The sequence below is a fragment of the Paenibacillus sp. UNC217MF genome, assembly GCF_000686865.1.
Taxonomy (GTDB): domain Bacteria; phylum Bacillota; class Bacilli; order Paenibacillales; family Paenibacillaceae; genus Paenibacillus_B; species Paenibacillus_B suaedae.
On sequence record NZ_KK366027.1, the window covers coordinates 1,196,388 to 1,211,582 of the forward strand.

The 15,195-nt window shown below is 47.7% G+C and carries 10 protein-coding genes; 6 read left to right on the forward strand and 4 right to left on the reverse strand.

Annotated features, from left to right (window positions below; translation table 11 throughout):
* Window positions 1-1,140 (forward strand): glycoside hydrolase family 18 protein, encoded by a 1,140-nt coding sequence (locus BP95_RS0121450; protein ID WP_028533201.1) that lies wholly within the window; start codon window positions 1-3, stop codon window positions 1,138-1,140.
* 151 nt (window positions 1,141-1,291) lie between these two features.
* Here the strand turns inward: BP95_RS0121450 and BP95_RS0121455 are convergent, their stop codons facing one another.
* On the reverse strand, window positions 1,292-1,837 hold the full coding sequence (locus tag BP95_RS0121455) for a putative glycolipid-binding domain-containing protein (RefSeq protein ID WP_028533202.1): 546 nt from the start codon (window positions 1,835-1,837) through the stop codon (window positions 1,292-1,294).
* Between the two features lie 197 nt (window positions 1,838-2,034).
* Between BP95_RS0121455 and BP95_RS31090 the strand changes: the two genes are divergently transcribed.
* Window positions 2,035-2,733, forward strand: a complete 699-nt coding sequence (locus BP95_RS31090) for a cupin domain-containing protein (RefSeq protein ID WP_036667332.1) — start codon at window positions 2,035-2,037, stop codon at window positions 2,731-2,733.
* Between the two features lie 128 nt (window positions 2,734-2,861).
* On the opposite strand, the gene BP95_RS0121465 is transcribed toward BP95_RS31090, so the two are convergent.
* From BP95_RS0121465 to BP95_RS0121475, 3 genes are all read right to left on the reverse strand, one after another.
* Window positions 2,862-5,147, reverse strand: coding sequence for a beta-glucosidase family protein (locus tag BP95_RS0121465; RefSeq protein ID WP_028533203.1), 2,286 nt, complete (start codon window positions 5,145-5,147; stop codon window positions 2,862-2,864).
* Between the two features lie 23 nt (window positions 5,148-5,170).
* Window positions 5,171-6,412 carry a PTS sugar transporter subunit IIC gene (locus BP95_RS0121470; protein WP_021253152.1) on the reverse strand — a complete coding sequence of 414 codons (1,242 nt, stop codon included), beginning with the start codon at window positions 6,410-6,412 and terminating at the stop codon, window positions 5,171-5,173.
* Window positions 6,413-6,666: 254 nt separating this feature from the next.
* Window positions 6,667-9,192 carry a GH39 family glycosyl hydrolase gene (locus BP95_RS0121475; protein WP_231515156.1) on the reverse strand — a complete coding sequence of 842 codons (2,526 nt, stop codon included), beginning with the start codon at window positions 9,190-9,192 and terminating at the stop codon, window positions 6,667-6,669.
* Window positions 9,193-9,484: 292 nt separating this feature from the next.
* On the opposite strand from BP95_RS0121475, the gene BP95_RS0121480 reads away from it, so the two are divergent.
* From BP95_RS0121480 to BP95_RS0121495, 4 genes are all read left to right on the forward strand, one after another.
* The gene (locus BP95_RS0121480; protein WP_051614157.1) at window positions 9,485-10,759 is read left to right on the forward strand and encodes an esterase/lipase family protein; all 1,275 of its coding nucleotides are present in this window, start codon (window positions 9,485-9,487) and stop codon (window positions 10,757-10,759) included.
* A 98-nt stretch (window positions 10,760-10,857) separates the two neighbouring features.
* Entirely contained in the window at window positions 10,858-11,574 is a 717-nt protein-coding gene (locus BP95_RS0121485) for a YiiX/YebB-like N1pC/P60 family cysteine hydrolase (RefSeq protein WP_028533206.1), read from the forward strand.
* 25 nt (window positions 11,575-11,599) lie between these two features.
* Complete coding sequence (locus tag BP95_RS0121490) at window positions 11,600-12,781, forward strand: hypothetical protein (RefSeq protein ID WP_231515157.1); 1,182 nt, start codon at window positions 11,600-11,602, stop codon at window positions 12,779-12,781.
* Window positions 12,782-13,030: 249 nt separating this feature from the next.
* Window positions 13,031-15,091 (forward strand): methyl-accepting chemotaxis protein, encoded by a 2,061-nt coding sequence (locus tag BP95_RS0121495; RefSeq protein ID WP_028533208.1) that lies wholly within the window; start codon window positions 13,031-13,033, stop codon window positions 15,089-15,091.
* Window positions 15,092-15,195: the final 104 nt, after the last annotated feature.

A 15,195-nucleotide genomic window follows, 5' to 3' on the forward strand; every position in this document is an offset into this window, starting at 1 on the left:
ATGAAGGTCAGTCTCTATACGAAATTATTTATTGCTGCTCTGCTGGTTGGAATGTCTCTCTATGCTTACAATGTGAGCAGTCAGGCCGAACAGAAGATCACTTCGGTGTATATTCCAATCTGGAAAGATATCAGTCAAATGAACTGGAAGGATCAAGCGATTGATATCGCCTTTATTGCATTTGCCCGAATTGATAAGAACAACATCTATTTCCACGAGAACAAGGACGAAAATGAGCGGATTAAGCAGCAAATCACGAAATTGAAGGAACAGCACCCTCAGACTCGATTCGTGCTCGCCGTTGGCGGATATAATGCCGATGGCTTCTCTGACGCTGCGATGGATGGAAATCGCTATTCGTTCACGGAAAGCATTATTAGCATGGTGAAGGAACTGGATTTGGACGGTGTCGATATCGACTGGGAGTATCCCGCCTTCGATGCCTGGGGTGCGATTAAGGCACGTCCTGAGGATTCCGTCAACTTTACAGCGCTGATGAAGGAATTGAGGGAACAGTTGAACCGACTTCCGCATGTGCATAAGAAGTACTTGTTAACCTTTGCCGCGGGCACGCAGGACTGGTATTTCGAGAAGGTCGACGTCAAGGAAATAGAGAAATACGTCTCCTACATCAATGTCATGAGCTACGACTTAACAGGAAGATGGTCGGATACGACCGACTATAATGCGAATCTGTACAAAGATGCGAAGGGCAAAGCCAAAGAGAGCGTCCATGACATTATTCAGCGCTACAAGGCTCACGATGTAGACAGCAAAAAGCTGCTGCTGGGCATCCCCGCCTATTCTTATGGATGGGAGAAGGTCAAGAGGGAGCCGGGCAGCAATGGCGCCTTCTCCGTCGGCAAGCCTATCGACATTGACAAGATCGATCTGAGCTATAGCACGATCGTAAAGAAATACTTGAATCAGAAGGGATTCAAGCGTTATTTCGATGAGACCGCTAAGGCCGCTTACTTGTTTAATGGTGATACCTTCATCTCCTATGAAGATGAGGAGGCCTTGAAGGCTAAGATTGCATACATTAAGGAGCATGAACTGGGCGGTGCAATGGTCTGGGAATATTCGCAAGATGCGAAGGATGGAATCGTCAATTATTTAACGAAGCACTTGAACAAGTAAAGTGAATGAATGAGAGTATGCAGACCTCATTGCCGCCACATACAGCATGGGGTCTGCTCTATTTTCGCGATAAGCAAGGCAAACTAAGGAAACTTGTTAATCCTGATCTTCTTGTTCCAGCTTCAGCACCCTGCCTGTACCTGTAGAATGCCTATAATGCCTTCCACTGATCTTCATAATTCATAGCAACCCCATTCGCATCCACCTGCAGATGGGCCATATATCCGCTATCGATGGAGCGATAGATATAGGTGTTGTCACCTGTCTTCTCATAGGATTGCAGCAATGGCTGCACCGTGAATTCGGGGAAACAGATCCATGCCGCCATAACCTCGGCACATTGGCCAATCTCGAGCTGCAGACGCCGAATAGGCAGCACATTGGTCGATGGCGTTACACCGATATCAATATCCTTGGCGCCTGTTAGTTCTTCTCGAACTACCCCATTCACTGTCCAGCGATCTTGATGATCCCGCTCCAGCCTGAGCGTTCTTAACTTCTGTTCTTCGTGGTAACGCACCACGACTTCCTCAGTTCCCCCCTCTGCATCGCACTTCACTTCATATTCAACGAAGCAGCGATCCGCATCGGCACAGATTACTTTGCCTTGAATTACCGTTGCAGGCTGCAAAGTAACTGTACAGTATTCAAGGCCTTCGCCTTCAAGCCGTTTCCATATAACATCATATGTCATCATGATGCCTCCCTTTTCCATGTTGTCGCAACTTCCTTGTCCTTCCGTATCTATAAATGCGTCTAGCACCTATCCATAGATTACCACTTCATTCTACCTTACCTGAGGTTTGCACTCCAACTAGAGAATTTGGGCTCACGTCTTGTAGGCGAATACATATGATATGGCATACAAATTCCCGTAAAGGCAGGTTACGAGCAGTGGCTACCAATAACTCTATTGATTTCGCTTCACCGGATGCTCATTTTGCTTATGATGTGAATCAGTCCTTATTCTTTCGCAAAGATGCAAACAACTACATTAACGTATTAGGCGTAAGCCAATTAAACACGCTAGGCAACGCCTCGTTACTGGATATCTATTTAAGCAGCGGCAATACCGTAGAACCCCATATTCATCAGAACGCGAGTGAATTGGTCTATTGTGTAGCAGGAGAAGCACTTGTCAGCCTCATTAATCCGTTCACGAATCAATTATTAAACTATCAAATCAAGCCAGGCCAGGTCGCCAATGTGCCCCAAGGCTGGTGGCATTATGAGGTTGCGAACCAAGACAATACGCATCTGATTGCGATCTTCGATGCACCTACTCCAGAAGTCATCTTCGGCTCAGATATACTCCGATTGACCCCTCCAGCAGCCTGGGCGCATTCGTATTGCCTTGATGAGGCGAAAGTAAAAGATACATTAGCCCCAATTACAAAGACCGTTGTCATCGGGCCACCGGCAGATTGCCAAGCATGTTGTGAACAGGAAGTCGATGATACGACGCATTCAACCTACAGCTATTCCTCTAACTCGTCTTCACATCCACACTCCCCTTACTCCCAGTATCAACACCCTGCTTATTCAGCAAATGGATTTCCTCCCTATTATCCTTTTCAACGAACGTTTTTTTGAAATCGATCACAGCGGCAAGCAAATTATAGATATTCCGCAAACAAAGAAAAATCCCCCGATGGCAACGCATGGGGGGATTCCTCTTTCCTATCTATGAATTAACCGAATAACCACGGCGTATTTTTCCTTTATTGAACCGCTTGACGGCGCTCGCGATCCACTTCGGCAATCAGCTCTTCTATTACTTGATCTGGAGTACGGTGAACGAGCCAGTTCTGACCGAACATTTGCAGAACCTTTATCGCTGGGAAGTCTCCCCAGAATCCGACAAACCCTTCATTCAATACCACCTGGTCGATAACATGCTTATTCATCTCATTGAAGCACTTTTCCAATACCGATTTGGCAAGCGGATCAGCGATCCAGTCATTTAACAGGCTGAACTTGTGGAAAGACACCTCTTCCTTGCCAAAGTCACAGAATACGCGCTCCGTCAGGCGAATATCCCGGGAAGAGCTGCCTGCAACAAGCTTGAAATAGCCCGTTTCGGCGACCCAACGATTGTACTTTGTATTGTAGTAAGCGAAGTCCCGCTCTTCCAGCTCGAACACGACTTCCTTCTTCTCATGCGGCTGAAGCTCGATCTTGGCAAAGGCCTTGAGCTCCTTCTCTGGACGCGTCCACTTGCACTCCTCGTCGTGAACATACAGTTGGACAACCTCTTTCCCTGCTACGGCTCCCGTGTTTTCTACTTGCAGAGACACGGTTACGCGGCGGTCATGCTGTAAAACCTTCATGTCCGAGTAAGCAAAGGTCGTATAGGACAATCCATGGCCGAACGGGAATTGCGGTGCAAGCTCCTTGCGGTCATAGTAGCGGTACCCGACAAACAGTCCTTCACGGTAAAACAGCTTGCCGTTCTCGCCGCGGATTCGCATATGGGATGGATTGTCAGACAGCTTCACAGGGAATGTCTCGGACAGCTTGCCGGATGGATTCGTCATTCCGAATAGAATCTCCGCAATCGCACGGCCTGAGCCTTGCCCTGTCAGCCAGGAGTGGAGCACACCCGGTACATGCTGCACCCAAGGGCGCATCGCCATTGCAGTACCGCTGCTCGTTACGACAATGCATCGCGGCTGTGCAGCCGCTACCGCCTGAATTAGCTTCACCTGATGCTCGGGAAGATCGATGCTCTCAAGGTCATGCATTTCGGACTCCGCATATTCGGGTTGTCCGACGAACAGAATCGCTAGATCAGACTTCGCTGCAAGCGCTGCGCTCTCTTCGATCATGGCCTCATCAATTCGCTCATCCTTCGGGTAGCCTTCCGCATAGCTGAATTGTACAGACTCGCCAGCAATCTTCTGCACCTCTTCCCATGGGATGTCGACACGCGTTGGCGTCACTTCGGCACTTCCGGCGCCTTGAATTCTCGGTTTCTTCGCGAATGCACCGATCACGGCAATAGATTGAGCTTTAGCAGGGTCGATCGGCAGAATGCCGTTATCATTTTTGAGCAGTACAATGCTCTCAGCCGCTGCTTTTCTCGCCAGCTTATGATAATCGATTGCAGCCGTATTCGACTCCTCTTCATTGGCCGTTACCTGTTCTACCAATGTAAGAATGCGCCGTACGCTCTTATCGAGCTGTTCTTCCAGCAAGGTGCCATTCTGAACCGCCTCTACAATCGCAGTCGTATTGTAATGAGCAGGTCCTGGCATTTCAACATCAAGTCCTGCCTTGAGACCGCGAATACGATCGTTGACTGCTGTCCAGTCTGACAGCACGACGCCTTCATAGCCCCATTCTTTACGCAAAATGTCATCCAGAAGATGCTCATTCTCGCTCGTATAGGAGCCGTTAAGCAGGTTGTAAGAGCACATAATTGTCCACGGATCGGCCTTCTTAATAATTCGCTCGAACGCACTCAGGTAAATCTCGCGCAGGGTACGCTCATCAACCTCCGAGCTTGTCACCATCTTCTCGAACTCCTGGTTATTGCAGGCAAAGTGCTTCACGGAAGCGCCAACGCCTTGACTTTGGAGCCCATTCACGAAGGCTGCGCCGAGCTCACCGGACAGACAAGGGTCTTCGGAATAATATTCGAAGTTGCGGCCGCCTAACGGTGTGCGCTTCATATTGATGCCAGGCCCTAGCAGAAGCTCGACGCCCATTTCCTTCCCTTCAACGCCAAGCGCTACACCAACCTCGTGCAATAACTCCATATTCCAAGAGGAACCAATCGCGGAGCCGGTTGGATAACACGTAGCTGGAATATTTCCCTCCGTAGCAATCCCCATCTCTTCATCGCTATTCGTCTTGCGTATGCCATTCGTACCGTCATACATGTGGATCGGTGGGATGTTCAAGCGGTCGATCCCCTTCGTCATCCACATATTCAGTCCTGCACATAGCGAAGCCTTCTCCTCTAGCGTTAATTCCTTCATCCAATCGTTTATCTTTTGATTCATAATATATCCCCACTTTCTACGTTTTATTGCTGTTTCGCTTCTTCCTGCTCCTTCTTCAGCTCTTGCGCGTCATAAATCTTATAGAACGGATACCATACGGCAAAGATGATAGCCAGTACGACTGCCAACAGGATAAGCCCATTGAAGCCGGACATGAGGTATGTGGAGATTCCAATCGGCGTATACCAGAGCTGGAACACCTTGCTTGGAATCTGAGCGAATCCAAGGTCTAGCGCCAAGTATACGATAATCGGTGTAATGATACCGTTGATCCACATCGGAATCATCAAAATCGGGTTAAATGCGATCGGTGCTCCGTATATCACAGGCTCGTTGATGTTAAATAAAGATGGAACAAGCGTCGCCCTGCCAATCGATTTCAGCTTCTGCGACTTGGCAAACAGGAACAAGATGATAAGCGGCAGGGTCGCACCAAGTCCGCCTACTCCGAGCCAACCGGAGAAGAATGTTTCAAACGTATTAATGTTGACCGGTTCAAGACCTTGCGCCACCAGGGCTGCGTTCTGCTCAATCGCTGGAATCCAGATTGCATAGAAGATTGGGATGATCACCCACGGACTGACCCCGAAGGAGTACAACGCAACGCCAATCATGTTAAAGAGCAGGAAGCCCCATAGCGTTTGGCCTAATGCGTTAACTGGCTCGAATACGCTTACAATCAGATTAAAGATATCGAAGTTCAGCTGATATACGAGCACCCATCCGAGCGTAAGAATAATCGCAATCGGAACGAGGAAGTCGAACCATTCCATGATGAACTCTGGCAGAGTCGAATCCTCTTTGAAAAATGAAAAATTGTTGAACACATTAAGTACAACGGCCACCGCAACTCCGACAAGCAGCGCGGTAATCATTCCAGAAGGCCCGAAACGTTCCATAATGAACTGAATCGTTCCGTCTTCGTTCGTGACGGGCTTCAGCAGCATCAGGAATAAGGAGATGCCTGTCGCTCCGGCAATGAGCTTGATTTTGTCGCGCCCTTTCTTCTGCATCACCGTGTAGGGCGTTAGGAAAGCGATAAAAATTCCCAGCAGGCCAAAGCTGAATGTAGTTATAGGCGTTAAGTCCGGCATTCCCGGAATAAAGTCTTTCAGAATCGAGATCAAGGTAACAAACGATCCAATAAAAATCATAGGTAGGGTAACCATAATGGCTTCCTGAATGGAAGATACCCATACGTTGTTTGTAAACGCCTCCAAACGCGGCGCAAATTTTTCGTTCATCCACTTCATGAGACGATCCATGTATATTCCCCCTTCGCAACATATTATTGATTGGTTATGTCATGTCTTAAGTATAGAATTGATTGATAGCGCTTTCCCGTTCTTCTTTGCTGCAATTAGGGACGTTTCTTGTTCTCCTTCATCCGACCAGATTAGCATTTGCAGAATGGAAACCGTTTACACAACAAAAAACACCCCTCCGAGAAGGGGTGCGCTTTGTGTTTCATGGCACCAGTAATTAAGAAACAGAAGCCTCCTGCTGTAACTGAGGCCGACTAGAATTGCCTTGCAAACGTAAGCAGCATCACACCATGAGGCGAAAGGGTCACTTCTTGCTGCCAGCCCTGTTCAGCATGAATCATCCGGGTATTCATCACCGGCCCGCTTCTGGCGTCCAAATAATGAAGCTCCTCCTCGGTGAGAAATTGAGGGGTGCCAAGTCGAACCCATTCATCGAACACAGATCCGTGTTCGCGATCCAGCAGGTAGCTTGTCATTTTATAGCTCCCAACAAGCCCTTCGAGGCGGATATGGAATCTTTTATTCCCCTTCTCCTCGAAAACAGCATACCGATTCATATCGGACAGCTCCGACCAATCTCCGCTTGCGAATAGCTGATCGACGTGCACGTAATGGTACAGAAGCAGCTGCACACTGCCGTCGCTGTGCCTTGTCGCAAAATAACCGTCTCCGCGAGCGATGATCTGATCCCCAAGCCTGTGCAGCAGCTCAAAGGCATAGTAGCTTGGCTTCCTTAGTCCGTCCCGATTCATAAGCCCGAATCCCCCGTAGAAGTGGGATGACGGAACGATGCTTTCCTCGAATACGTCTGTAAAAGACCAGAAGGCAAGTCCCTTCATAGTGCCAAGCGTTGTGAGCGCATGATAAATGACGAACGGGGCCATAAACGCCGTATCATGCACGAGATTGCGGTCATACAGCGAGAAGTTCCACTCGGTCATGAACAGTTCCACATCGCGATAAGACGTAACCGAGAGCTTGGCTTTCAATCGTTCAATACTCTCCATATAAAAGGACGGCGGCATGATCGTGGTCAGGCGATCGTTCTCCTCCTTCTGGAAAGGGTACTCCGAATACACATGGAAGGAGAAAAAGTCGAGCGGCACCTGACGATCGCTGCAATGCGCCAAAAACTCCTCTGCCCAGGTATCGTTCCATAACGAACCGTAGCCAAGAGCAGGTCCACCGACCTTAAGCTCCGGTGAGATGGACTTAATCGCCTGCGTCGTCGATTCATAGAACGCAAAGTATTCCTCCTTCGTCCCTGCCCAGCACACGCCGGACAGATCGGGCTCGTTCCATACTTCAAAGTACCAGCGGCTCACCTCGTCCCAGCCATAGCGGTTCAAGCAGTGTCGGACGAAGGCCTGAATCAGAGCATCCCATTTGGCCTGCTCTTTAGGTGGGGAAATGCATCCCTTCCACCAAAAGACCGTCTCATTCGACCTTCTCAACAGGCTCGGCATAAACCCAAGCTCGACAAACGGCCTTACGCCCTGCTGAAGCAAATAATCATACAGCTTGTCCACGTAGGACCAATTGTAGATCGGCGTACCGTCAGCCTCCTCGCTATATACCATCATTTCATCATTAAAGATGCCATGGAAGCGAATATATTGAAAAGGGAATCGGCGCTGCATCCCGCTGAACTGGCATCGCCAGTCCTCTCTTAATCCCTCGACCGCCCGCCCTGCCGTCGTGACGACGTTCCAGTGCTTATCGAAAGGCGCACCCTGCTCATTCGCTTGAACCATTACGTTCACCGACGTTGAAGCAGCCGCTGATATAGTTCCCGCCACCGAGGAAACGGGCCTAGACTCAATTCCCTCGTCCGTATGGAGATGAAGGTAGCGATATAGTGAAGACATTGCCTGAATCGTATCGGTTTCATAATAGTCTCCGCTGGATGACTCTTCATAGGTGAGCGGCTTTCGGTCTGGATCCGGCAAATCGGTCAAGGCGAAAGATTCCCGATACGCGCTCGGCGTACTGTTGTATTTTTCCTTGAAATATTTATTGAACAGCTTGACGTTGGCAAAGCCGCAGTCGAGCGCAATTTCCGTGATGCTCTTCGCCGTATTAGCCAGCTCTACCTGTGCTTTCTCGAGACGAACAAGCGTCAAATACTTTTGAAAGGGTATGCCGATCTTATCACTGAAGAAATGCGAAAAATAATGCAGGCTTAAATGCTCCTGATCCGCCATCGTCTGAAGCGAAATTTTCTGGTTATAATGCTGATCAATGTACTCGAGCACCCGATTCAGCCGCTTGTAATCATACGACTTCGTATCTTCCTCTACCGCCTCGTTAGTTCCTGATGCGAAATAGCGCAGCAGATGACCGCACAGCATCTGTAGGCACCCCAGGGTGTAGCTGCGAAAGCCGCTTGCCTTCTTGTTAATCTCATAGACCATCTTCGCCAAATAATGGCGAATGACATCATAGCTGCTGCGATTCTCCTCCGTCTGTGTACTGGAATTGCAATGAATAAACGCGCTCGTATCGAGCCACTCCGGGCCGAATTGCAGCGTCAGCAGCACGTTATCCTCGTTCGTGCGCTCAATCTTGTGCACAGACATGCTATTGATGACAATAATATCGTCCTGACGAAGGGTATATTGACGCTGATCCGTATACATGACCACCGTGCCTTGAAGAACATAAATGATTTCAATCTCTTTATGCCAATGGAAATGGATATGCTTCACGCTGTTTACGAATAATTTGATAGGCAAATCGTCTTGGTGCTGTATAAACTCGTATAAGTAACGGATAATCAAGCTCCCCCTTTCCATACTTTATTATGTGATTGAGCGTCCAGGAAATTCAAGGAGACTTCTTCTTCATCTCAACAAAAAACTAATTCCAGTTCAGGAAACTTATACATGAGTCTCCGATTGCCGGAATAATTGAATATAAGAATCCTCGTCAGAGCGATCTTTGGATGAAAGCAGGCAATTCAGCAACTTAATTGTAACCGCTTTCTCTATAATGAAATTTAGGAGTTCCTTCACGGACTCCCGATAACTAATGAATGACTGCCTCGAAGCAGTCCAGGAAAGGGAGGATGCTATGTCCCGTTTTAAGCATGGCAAGAAGATCGAGGTGGCCCTCATCGCGCTTCTCATGTGCACGCTGCTCATTCCCTTCTCGCAAGCCCAGGCTGGCGGATCAACGCTGGCCATGGAGCAATCATTCCCAAATGTCGCCAATGGCTGGGCGAAGGTAGAACGCTGGAAGGACAGTAATCCCATGTTCACAGCGGAACAATATCCCCCAGATGGCCGGGGAGATCAGAATGGACAGCGGCTCACCTTCTTCGGAGGCGTTGGCCAGCCCCATTCAAGCCGCTTCTTGCTGTACTATGCACCTCAATATGACACCAATGCAAAATCCACACCCGTTCTGCTTGTCCATGGTGCCAACGACAATGCCGACCGGGCTTGGGCTAACCCAAATGAGTTCGGGCCGAATACTTGTGGAGCTTCCACATGCCCGAGCACAGGCCTGATGCAGCAGCTTGTCAGCCAAGGATATAAAGTATTTGCAATCGGATTCGGCCACAAGCATGGAGACAATTACTATGCCGCCGAGCACATCCAGAATGCCATCCACATTATTAAGCAAACAACGGGTGCCAGCAAAGTTGATGTTGTCGCTTGGAGCAAAGGGGCCTTCGCCTCGCGGATGTATGCTTCCTCCGTAGTGAAAGGCGGCGGAATTCCATATGCCAATGATATTCGAAAACTTATTCTCATTGGCAGTCCGAATAAAGGAACGGACTTTATCTTCAGGCACGGGTGGACCTTCAATTATGGAATCATTCCAGAGTGCGGCGGCAATGTCAATGCCCCTTCTCCCCACACACAAATGATCTGTTATGGCATCTGGCGCAATCATCCCGAGCTGTCCATATACAGCACATCTCAAGGTAACTATTTCCCCGGGCAAAAGCAAATGTTGGCGAAATGGGACACTGCGTACCCGCTTCCCGCGACTGAGCAAGATTGGTTCACAACCTATTATGGAGGTACGGGATTCTTCACGAAGGGAGATGGGATCGATGCCGCAATCCAGCAGGGCTCGCTTGTTAACAAACTTATAGGCTCTGGCATACCAGGTACAATTAACACTTACCTGCTGTCTGGCAATGAAAACAACATTCCGAATGTGCACAATGAGCATACAGGGCCTAGTGATGGAGTGGTATTCGTGAACAGTGCTTCCGCAACGGATGGAATTGGAACTGTCACAGGAAATGTTACCTTGAAGCTCAATCATTTAAAACTATCCTGGGCTCCGCAATCCGTAAATGTCATCGAACAATGGCTCAATGCAACTCCTTAATACAAAAAAATTAATAATTAGTAAAATTATTGAATTTTTATCCAAAATGATTGTATGATAGGAGTGAAAGTTACCAATTGATAGATGGGAGGATTTGAATGAAAAAGATTTTGCTTGTTATGCTTCTGTTGACGTTGTTCGTTCCTACTACCGTTGGCGCGTTGGGTCAAGATGAAGAAGCACAGTTGGATCGCGTGTTAGGGGTATACCCTGATGTGACGAAGGAACAGCTCTTGTCCGAAATTGATTACGCTTCCCGTGTTACAAATCAGCCACGCAACGTCATCATCCAACAGATGTACAAGGAGCTCCTTTCTAAGAAGGTAACACCACAGATGAGCATCGCCTCAGGGGACAAAGGACAAGGAGCTTATCAGCTCGCCTCTTCCAGCAAAGGCGATGTGTTCTTCGAGACCGCTTCGACGATCGGCATCCCTCACGGCCATGTAGGCATCTACTACACACCGGATTATATCGTCGAGTCTGTCCCTAGCACAGGAGTCCGCAAAGTAAAGCTTATTGATAAGCGAGTAGATAGCGGCTCCAAGATTCTCACCCTCAAGAACGAATATGCCAACGCAACTGCGCGGTCCCAAGCTGCTGACTGGGCAAATGGCCGCATCGGTGAAAAGTACTCCTACAATTTTGCTACGAATCGTCTTACCTCATGCTCCGGCGACAAGAACTGCTCCAAGTTAGTATGGTGCGCCTTCAAAGAGAAAGCCAACATCGATATTGATAGAGATGGCGGACTCGGTGTATATCCTGTCGATATTCGCGACTCATCCATGTTCACAACATTAAGAAGCTATTAATTTGTTTGGAACGGAGATGAGAAGCTTGAAGACCTCGAATCATGCTATGTTACGCATCTTTATCTATACCGTCTTCCTAGCCATTTCCTCTCTTCTCATCTCTTGTTCTCAATCGTCTCCACAAGACAATAATACCAAGCTGAATAACCCTCCCGTCGCCCTTGTCTACTACTCTACTTCCTTATCTCAGGAAATCATCGGCGGCGGGAACTCTCACTTCTTGTCTATCGACAAGGACGGGAGCATTCAGACTCGGAACGGAGATGGATTGGAATGGAATGCCCCTGTCCAGCTTCAGGACTCGAATCGCATTGTCATCCAAGCAAGAGAGAAGGTTCATGTGCAGCAAGGCAAGGGAATTGAGGATACATATTCTTCACGTTGTAGAGTAAGTGCAGGGTATAGGCAGATGTCGGGCTACTTAACCTCGAGCAAGTTGTATTACGCTTTGTTCAACAAAGGGATTGACACCCATGACAACTATATATCTACCATCCGCTGGGGAGATGCGCAGCACCATAATTGCGCGGATATTCCAGAGTTTGTTGAGGCGCAGGGCAGCGATGAGAATCATATTTATGTATTGACCTCTGATCATGCCTCTCTGCAAGGCCTAAACCTTGTTGTGATGGAGCTAGAGGGAAGCAAGCTTCAACAAACGAAATATCCTCTATTGGACATCTATACAGGATCGCTCATCGTGCAATCGAAGATGGTTTCCACACAAAATAATATGTACGTGGTCTTCTCAACCCGAGATGAGCACAATCGTATCCATCTTCAGCTTATGGAAATTGATAAGTCCACACATACGGCAACAACCTATTCGCTTCATACATACGGAGAAGAGCCAGACAATGCATATTTCTCGCTTAGCGCCAATAGTATCGGCATCGTGGATAAGATGCTCTATTATGTAGACGGCTACGGTACAATCTTCTCGTTCTCACTGGATACAAAGGCTTCTGTGAACTCCAACACCCTTGCCAAGTTCCAGCGGTCATCCAATGTAAACGATGCGATGGGCTATGTATATGGCACTTTCTATTATCTGTTCCGCTATGATGACGCCGACCAAGTACATAAGATTGAACAATACCAATTGTCGGATGGCAAATTGCTAAAAAAACTCCCTATTCCTAACCTGACTTCGAAACTCTCCTCCGGCGTCTACTTATATGATTTTCAAATGCTCACCAATCTGTAAATGCTCTCGCGGGCTGCCTTCATCTTCATCCAAGACGAGGCAGCCTTTTTTTCTTGAACGAGATCCCCCCTCACTCACCCCACTTACCGTAATTTACCTATAGAAATTTACTTAAAATTAAATGTTTAATAGATTGAATGAGCATTACATCATATTTTTCCAACCTATTCAGAAGGGAGGTGTCTAGGCGTTCAATCGCGTAGAAGCAGACCATAGCATCGCAAAATAGAACAGCAGGGGTGGACTAGCATGGTAACACAGAAGAAGTGGATTTCACGCATCGTCAATATGTCGCTGCGGGTAAAGCTCCCACTGTTAATCAGCACATTGGTAGTAGCAATGTTGATTGGAACGAGTACGATACTGTACTGGTTCAGTTCTGACATTCTCTTGAAGGAAAGCAAAAATAGTTTGACTATGAACGCCAACCGCATCGGCGAAGGATTATCGTCTTCCGTAAAGCTGGAAGCACAGTCCGTATATTTGGCCTCAATACATGGTACATACCGCTCATTGCTGGATCTTCGAGCAGCGTCGTCTATGGATGATGCTCATTTTTTTTCGAAGGATAATTCCTTGTTCAACGAAGCAAATAGACTGCTAACCCAAAGTTTCCAAGGCAGTACGGGCACGGAATCCTATCAGCTCATTGATAAGAAAGGGATCGTCATTGCAAGCTCCACTCCGGAAGCCATCGGGCAAAGCCGCGCAGATCGCGCCTATTTCCAGGCTGCCATGAAGGGAACGCCGACCATCAGTGACGCTTTAACTTCGAAGAGCACTGGAAGCCAAATCGTCGTATTCGCCCAACCGATATCAGCGCACGACTCGAAGGTAGACGGTGTCTTTATTTCGACAGTCAACACCTCGTTCTTCGTGGAGCAGTTGAAGCAAATGACCAGCGATAATGTAGGCACAATTATTATTACAGACCGCCTAGGCCATACGCTCTTCCATTCACAGGATAAGACCGCGACTGGAAAACAGATTAAGTCCAACAAGCTGAAATCGATTTTCCAAGCTTCTGGAAACAAGGATATTGTTCGCGGTAATCTTGACGATGCCGATCAATATGTTCTGTATTCGAAGATTCCAGGAGCAGATTGGACTGTATTCTCGTTCGACAGTTATGCGAACATTAAGCGCCCACTCGATCATTTATTTATGAACATATCAATTATAACGCTTGGCGCTCTGCTGCTGTCCGTAGCTGCTGGCTTACTTATCTCGCTTTCCATAACGCGGCCAATAGGCAGATTAACAGAATCGTTCAAGAAGCTGGCTTCCGGCGATCTCACCGTCGCTGCTACAGGAAGCTATAAGAGTGAATTCAAAGACCTGGCAGACAGCTTCACGGTCATGGTAGAACAAAATAAAAACTTGATTGGCCACATGAACCGCTCCATTGCACAGTTGAATACAAATACAGACGAATTGGACGCTGCTTCCAAACAAACGAATATATCCATTCAGGAAACTTCGATCACCACGATGGAAATCGCGAAAGCGATGGAATCTCAATCATTCGATACTGAACATATTGTTAATCAATTCAGTGATCTCGGTGACAAAATCGCAGTCGTTAACCAATTGTCGTCGGCAGTTAAGGAGCGTACGGACTCTATTATTGACGTCTTCCATACCGGAAATGAAGTTATCAACCAGCTCATCCGGGCTCATGACGACAGCGAGAAAGAGGTCAGCTCCATTGCGACCATAACCACCAAGCTAGAGGCAAGCTCGATCAGCATTGCTTCGATTACGGAAGCGATCGGCAAAATCGCCAAGCAAACGAACTTATTAGCACTGAACGCATCGATTGAAGCCGCTCGCGCCGGTGAACATGGCCGAGGATTCGGTGTCGTTGCTTCCGAAGTCAGACAGCTCGCAGAACTGTGTGCACAGCAGTCTAGTGATATTGAGGAAATCATTACAAATAACCTAAGCTTGACCAAGGAGGCGAACGATTCCGTACGCAGTCTCCAAAACGTATCCACTCAGCAAGATCAATATGTCGACCAGACAAAACAAGCATTCGAAGTGATCCTGAATAATGTCATGGATATCACCAAACAGATTAAAGACATGGCCTATGAGATCGATATTATGAAACAGAACAAAGATGACGTTATGGAGCTCGCACAGAACTTATCCGCCTCTGGCGAAGAAGTATCGGCTTCCGTTGAGGAGGTTACTTCGACCATTCAAGTACAATCAGCTATGGTGCAGCAATTGTCCTCGATGATTGAGGAGATTGACAGCCTTACCAAGCAGCTGAAGGAAGCTTCTTCGAAATTTAAAACCGAATAGCATGCAAAATGGGGCTCCCAAAAGTCATTTGACATGACTAGGGACGCCCCTTTCTTTATTTGACTCAAGTGTTCACTGCGCCCATTTACCGTAATTTACCTATA

Coding starts and splice junctions, on each gene's coding strand:
- BP95_RS0121495 (WP_028533208.1), top strand. CDS start 13,031: ATGGTAACACAGAAGAAGTGGATTTCACGCATCGTCAATATGTCGCTG.
- BP95_RS0121455 (WP_028533202.1), bottom strand. CDS start 1,837: ATGATGACATATGATGTTATATGGAAACGGCTTGAAGGCGAAGGCCTT.
- BP95_RS0121450 (WP_028533201.1), top strand. CDS start 1: ATGAAGGTCAGTCTCTATACGAAATTATTTATTGCTGCTCTGCTGGTT.
- BP95_RS0121480 (WP_051614157.1), top strand. CDS start 9,485: ATGTCCCGTTTTAAGCATGGCAAGAAGATCGAGGTGGCCCTCATCGCG.
- BP95_RS0121470 (WP_021253152.1), bottom strand. CDS start 6,412: ATGGATCGTCTCATGAAGTGGATGAACGAAAAATTTGCGCCGCGTTTG.
- BP95_RS0121485 (WP_028533206.1), top strand. CDS start 10,858: ATGAAAAAGATTTTGCTTGTTATGCTTCTGTTGACGTTGTTCGTTCCT.
- BP95_RS0121465 (WP_028533203.1), bottom strand. CDS start 5,147: ATGAATCAAAAGATAAACGATTGGATGAAGGAATTAACGCTAGAGGAG.